Source organism: Cecembia sp. (assembly GCF_007126775.1).
GTDB lineage: Bacteria > Bacteroidota > Bacteroidia > Cytophagales > Cyclobacteriaceae > Cecembia.
This window is the reverse complement of the sequence record NZ_SLAP01000077.1, coordinates 1-6,187: the sequence shown is the minus strand read 5'-3', so window position 1 is coordinate 6,187 and position 6,187 is coordinate 1. Positions and strand designations below refer to the sequence as shown.

5 protein-coding genes are annotated in these 6,187 nt (G+C 40.3%); all 5 read left to right on the top strand.

Annotated features, from left to right (window positions below):
- Positions 1 to 306 precede the first annotated feature (306 nt).
- The gene (locus tag QZT73_RS05015) at positions 307 to 681 is read left to right on the top strand and encodes a response regulator (RefSeq protein ID WP_291783365.1); all 375 of its coding nucleotides are present in this window, start codon (positions 307 to 309) and stop codon (positions 679 to 681) included.
- A 56-nt stretch (positions 682 to 737) separates the two neighbouring features.
- On the top strand, positions 738 to 1,523 hold the full coding sequence (locus QZT73_RS05010; protein WP_291783362.1) for an ABC transporter permease: 786 nt from the start codon (positions 738 to 740) through the stop codon (positions 1,521 to 1,523).
- A gap of 1 nt (position 1,524) precedes the next feature.
- On the top strand, positions 1,525 to 2,274 hold the full coding sequence (locus QZT73_RS05005) for an ATP-binding cassette domain-containing protein (protein ID WP_291783360.1): 750 nt from the start codon (positions 1,525 to 1,527) through the stop codon (positions 2,272 to 2,274).
- Positions 2,274 to 3,245: an MlaD family protein gene (locus tag QZT73_RS05000; protein WP_291783357.1), complete on the top strand. Its 972-nt coding sequence runs from the start codon at positions 2,274 to 2,276 to the stop codon at positions 3,243 to 3,245. The genes QZT73_RS05005 and QZT73_RS05000 overlap by 1 nt, the downstream gene beginning before the upstream one ends.
- Before the next feature lie 180 nt (positions 3,246 to 3,425).
- The coding region (gene acnA / locus QZT73_RS04995) for an aconitate hydratase AcnA (protein ID WP_291786929.1) at positions 3,426 to 6,187 on the top strand (2,762 nt) is incomplete at its 3' end.

Genomic DNA, 6,187 nt, shown 5'->3' with positions numbered 1-6,187 from the left:
ATATTAGCTTGCTAATTGGTTCATTTTTCAAACAATATTATTGAATTAAAGCTTTCATTTTTTATCATTAAATAGTTGATAGATAAATATTTATGTTGTATTTAGCTATATCTAAATTAGACAACACTAAATTAATTAGGTAACCCTAATAAATTATTTAAATCCAAATTTCTATTTCGTCTATCAATATGTTTTTATATTTGTAAAGATTAGATTCCTACTATATCCACTCTCAGCAATTTTTATGACAACGCTGAATAGCTGGATTCTTAAGTTATTTGGATAATACATTTGGAATGAAGGCCGATGAGTAAAATTATAAATCGTATTATTTTTGTTGATGATGATACGATTCAGCATATGATTAACCGCAAAAATTTACAGCGGATAAAACCGGGTATAGAGCTTTTCTTTTTTGAAAACCCCCATAAAGCTTTGGAGTGGTTGGACAATAATCAGGCTGATTTGTTGATTTTGGATGTTAATATGCCTGAAATGTCAGGTTGGGATTTTTTGGATTTACTTCAAAAATCCAAGAATCAAATAGAAGTAAAGATGTTGACATCTTCTATGGATCCTTCTGATATAGAAATGAGTTTGAATTATGCCATGATATCCGGGTTTTTAATTAAACCTTTAAAAAACGAAATTATGGCCGAGATTTTGGGGGTTCTTCCCTAAGCTCAATTCTTTTACCTAAATTAGTATTTTCTAAGACGAGAGCAGTTAATAATTATATGGAAGATAACCGACCGATAATCAGTAACAAAACCGATGATTTTTTTAGAGGGCTTGCAGATGCGTTCGCTTTTGTGAAGCGCTTTTTTCAGGAAGTTTGGTTTCCACCTTATGAATTCAAAGAGATCCTTAGGCAATGTTACGAAATTGGTTACCGCTCTTTGCCATTGATATCTCTTACGGGGTTCATAATTGGTATAGTATTTACGAACCAATCGCGCCCTTCTTTGGCAGAGTTTGGTGCTACATCATGGTTGCCGGCATTGATTTCCATTGCGATTGTGAGGGCCTTGGGTCCATTGGTGACGGCGCTGATTGCTTCTGGTAAGGTCGGTTCCAGTATTGGTGCCGAAATTGGCTCCATGAAGGTGACTGAGCAGATTGATGCCATGGAAGTGTCTGCGATCAACCCATTCAAATACCTGGTTGTGACAAGGACTTTGGCAACCACCTTTATGATTCCTGTATTGGTAATGTATACCGATTTTGTGGCCTTGATAGGGGCATTTTTAAATGTGAATCAAAATGAGCTTGTAAGTTTATCCACTTTTTTTGTACAGGTTTTTGAAGCCATATCCTTTTTGGATGTTTTTTCTTCTGTGATCAAATCACTCGTCTTTGGATTTACCATTGGGATAGTGGGTTGTTACAAGGGCTATAATTCCACCAAAGGAACAGAAGGAGTTGGAAAAGCAGCCAATTCAGCGGTGGTTATGTCCATGTTTCTGATTTTCATTGAAGAACTATTGGCACTTCAGATCGTTAACGCAATTCGATATTCCTGATATGAGAGAGGCGGTAATTGAAATAAAGGAACTCTATAAATCTTTCGGAGACAATCATGTTCTTCGTGGAGTAGATTTAGAATTGTACAAGGGTGAAAACCTTGTAGTCCTGGGCAAATCAGGCAGTGGTAAATCCGTTTTGATCAAAATTTTGGTCCAATTGCTCAAGCAGGACAGTGGCTATATCAAGATTCTGGGTCAGGATATTTCCAAACTGGATTTGAAATCACTAAACAAACTCCGTTTGAGGATTGGGTTTGCATTTCAGGCTTCTGCATTGTACGACAGCATGACGGTCAAGGAAAACATGGAGTTTCCCTTAACCCGAAATATTAAGAACCTGAGTAGAAAGGAAATCGATTATAAAATTGAGCGTTTATTGGATTCAGTAGGTTTGCCAAAAACAATCAATCAAATGCCTTCTGAATTGTCCGGAGGGCAAAAAAAACGGATCGGTGTGGCCAGAACCTTGATTTTGAATCCTGAGATCATGTTTTATGATGAGCCGACTGCAGGTTTGGATCCGATTACCTGTATTGATATCAATAACCTGATCAATCAGGTCAGAGAGGAGTACAAAACTTCTTCTATTGTGATCACTCATGACCTTACCTGCGCCAAAGATACTGGGGACAGGATGGCTGTGCTTGTGGAGGGACAGTTCAAAGCTGTTGGTTCTTTTGGAGAGGTGTTTGAAGAAGCCACCGATCCTAACATCAAATCTTTCTATGACTATAATTTCATGCGATAATGAGAAACGATAAGAAAAAAACTGTTATTGTCGGCCTTTTTGTGCTGGTAGGGATAATTATTTTTGTGGCTGGCATCATGACCCTTGGAGGGCAGCAAAAGAAATTTGTAAAAAGTATTCAGCTGACCGCAGTTTTTGATGATGTGGCCGGTTTACAGACCGGTAATAATGTATGGTTTTCCGGTGTGAAAATAGGAACTGTAAAAAGGGTTAACTTTTACGGTGATTCCCAAGTGGAAATCATCATGAATGTGGAACAAAAAGTGCAGGAATATATCCGCAAGGACTCACGTGCCACTATTGGTTCTGATGGGTTGATAGGGAATAAAATTATTGTTATTTATGGAGGTACTACGCAAGCTCCAGCTGTGGAAAATGGGGACAGGTTGATTGCGGAAATGCCCTTGGATACCGATAAAATGATGGAGACCTTACAGGAAAACAATAAAAACCTGGTGACAATCACAGAGAATCTGATGGTCCTTACAAGTAAAATCGCCCAAGGTGAGGGGATTGTTGGAGCCGTGATGACAGATAGTATCGTTGCCGATAATTTCAGGAATATACTCACCAACCTCGAAAGGGCTTCTTTGAACAGTAACAGAATGCTTACCGAACTCAATAAGTTTTCTCAAAGTTTGAATCAGGAGGGGAGTTTGGTCTATGACCTTACGCATGACAAGGAAATGTTCAAAAACCTACAAGGTTCTGTAGAAGGTTTACAGGCAACAGCAGAAAATGCGAAAATTCTTACAGATAACCTGAATGAGGTGACCAAAAACTTATCAGATCCAAACAATACCATGGGTATGATTCTTACTGATGAAGAGTTTGCTGCCAGGCTCAAAAATACGCTGATCTATGCTGACAGCTCTACAATGAACCTAAACAGGGGATTGGAAGCTTTGGAATACACATGGCCTTTTAGGAGAGGATTTAAAAGAATGAATAAGGCTAAGGAAAACCAATAAGTCAGTTTTTCTAAGAATTTCTTTTATAACCCGGAAAAGATGCTTTTGCGAAAGTGCTTTTCCGGTTTTTTTTTCTGCCTTCACCAAATTACGCCCTGAATTGAATTATTTGACCTTTCATTGAGTTATATTTATATACTTTTTAGTTCGTTTTGTTTCACTATAAAAATACCACATACCATGACACATGATCCTTTTCAATCGAAAAAGAAATTAAAAACATCCCAGGGAACGCTTACATATTGGAGTTTGCAAGCCTTAGAGGAAGCAGGTTTTGCGATAAGCAAATTACCCTTTTCGATCAGAATATTGCTTGAAAATGCCCTCAGGAATTTTGATGATTTTGGTATCACCAAGGAACATATAGAGACCATAGCCTCTTGGAGTCCTGCAGCATCAGACAAGGATATCCCCTTTAAACCAGCACGGGTATTGATGCAGGATTTTACAGGAGTTCCTGCTGTGGTGGACATAGCCTCTTTGAGGGCTGAAGCTGTGCGTAAAGGTAAAGACCCACAGCAAATCAATCCCTTGATTCCTGTAGATTTGGTGATTGATCACTCCGTACAGGTAGATTATTTTGGAACCAATTATTCTTATCAAAGAAACGTTGAAGTAGAGTATGAGCGTAATGGAGAGCGCTATCAGTTTTTGAAATGGGCCCAAAAGGCATTTGACAATTTCTCTGTGGTTCCTCCTGGAATGGGAATTTGTCATCAGGTCAATTTGGAATACCTCGCTCAGGGTGTTATTTCGAGGGAAGGCAATGTTTTTCCCGACACCCTTGTTGGTACTGATTCCCACACTCCCATGGTCAATGGTATCGGTGTGGTAGCCTGGGGTGTAGGTGGTATAGAGGCGGAGGCAGCAATTTTGGGTCAGCCCATTTATTTTATACTTCCTGAAGTCGTTGGATTGAAGTTGACCGGACAATTGCCTTTGGGGACCACAGCCACTGATATGGTATTGACCATTACTGAATTGCTTAGAAAACATGGAGTGGTTGGAAAATTTGTGGAAGTATTTGGTCCTGGTCTCGACACCCTTAGTGTACCAGACAGGGCCACTATTTCCAACATGTCCCCTGAGTTTGGTTGTACGGTAACTTATTTTCCAATAGATGACCGGACATTAGATTATATGGAAAAAACGAACCGTTCCAAAGAGCAGATTCAGTTGGTGGAAGATTATTGTAAATCCAATATGTTATGGAGGGTTGGAGAAGATCAAATTCAATACAGTTCGCTCGTTGAGCTTGATTTAGGAACTGTTGAGCCCACTGTTTCAGGGCCAAAGCGTCCCCAGGATAAAATTTTGGTGAGGGAATTCAAAGAAAAGTTTGGTACCCTGCTGCATGAGTTTCATGGAAGGGAATATATTCCTATCGAGCAGCGGGATGTGGGCCGTTGGTATGGGGAAGGGGGCAGTCAGCCTGCTGAAGCCAATGCTGGGACAATGACAAATATTGAATATGAAACCAAGGTAAAGAATGGGCTCAAAACCGTTGTGATCAAATTGAACAACGAGAAGTTTGCATTGCATGATGGGTCTATTGTAATCGCGGCTATAACCTCCTGTACGAACACGTCCAATCCTTCTGTTATGATCGGGGCTGGACTGGTGGCCAAAAAGGCAAGAGAAAGGGGATTGGATGTAAAGCCTTGGGTAAAGACTTCCCTGGCACCAGGCTCTAAGGTGGTTACAGATTACCTGGAGAAATCCAATTTATTGGATGACTTGGAGGCATTGAGATTTCATGTGGTAGGTTATGGCTGTACTTCCTGTATAGGCAATTCTGGTCCTTTACCCAGACATATAGCTAAGGCAGTAGAGGAAAATGACCTGGTAGTAAGCTCTGTACTTTCAGGGAATAGAAATTTTGAAGCCAGGGTACATCCACAGGTGAAAATGAATTACCTGATGTCTCCCATGTTGGTCGTGGCATATGCTTTGGCGGGAAGGGTAGATGTGGACCTTATCAATGAACCTTTGGGTTATGACCCCAATCTTGAGCCAGTCTTTCTCAAAGACATATGGCCCTCCAATGATGAGATATTTGAAGTGATGTCAAGGGTTCTTTCTCCAACCGATTTTGAAAAAAATTATGGTGAGATTTTTGAGGGGAATGATATATGGAAGCAGTTAGAAGTTCCAAAAGATAAAATTTATCAATGGTCTGAAGAAAGTACTTACATCAAAGAAGCTCCATTCTTCAATGGGATTTCCGAAGAACCTGAAGAGCCAAGGGATATTCTCGGGGCGCAAGTGCTCCTGAAACTCGGAGATTCGATTACTACCGATCACATCTCTCCTGCAGGTTCTTTTTCCGAGGTAAGTCCTGCTGGCAAATACCTGATCGGAAGAGGAGTGGAAAAGAAAGATTTCAATTCCTATGGTTCAAGAAGGGGCAATGATGAAGTAATGGTCAGGGGTACATTTGCCAATGTGAGGATCAAAAACCAGCTAGCCAAGAAGGAAGGAGGCTACACTACCCATATACCTACAAAAGAAGAAATGTCCGTTTTTGAAGCCTCTCAAAGATATAGGGAATCTGGTACTTCACTGATAGTTTTGGCAGGAAAAGAATATGGGAGTGGTTCTTCCAGGGATTGGGCAGCCAAAGGAACCAGTTTGCTTGGAATCAAAGCAGTTTTGGCTGAAAGTTATGAGCGGATCCATAGAAGTAATTTGGTAGGCATGGGTGTTTTGCCCTTGCAGTACCTAGCGGGACAAAATGCCGAAAGTTTGGGTCTTGATGGGCAGGAACGCTTTACGATCATGGGTATAAGCGATGGACTTTCACCTTTGAAAAAGCTTCAGGTCAAAGCAGAGGCAGAAGGCAAGGATCCTGTAACATTTGAAGTGAGCTGTAGATTAGACTCAGCCATTGAGGTGGAATATTTCAAACATGGAGGTATACTCCATTATGTTTTAAGAGAATT

What these genes read in the sequence shown, in the direction of transcription:
- QZT73_RS05015 (WP_291783365.1), top strand. Translation starts at nt 307, where the DNA reads ATGAGTAAAATTATAAATCGTATTATTTTTGTTGATGATGATACGATT.
- QZT73_RS05010 (WP_291783362.1), top strand. Translation starts at nt 738, where the DNA reads ATGGAAGATAACCGACCGATAATCAGTAACAAAACCGATGATTTTTTT.
- QZT73_RS05005 (WP_291783360.1), top strand. Translation starts at nt 1,525, where the DNA reads ATGAGAGAGGCGGTAATTGAAATAAAGGAACTCTATAAATCTTTCGGA.
- QZT73_RS05000 (WP_291783357.1), top strand. Translation starts at nt 2,274, where the DNA reads ATGAGAAACGATAAGAAAAAAACTGTTATTGTCGGCCTTTTTGTGCTG.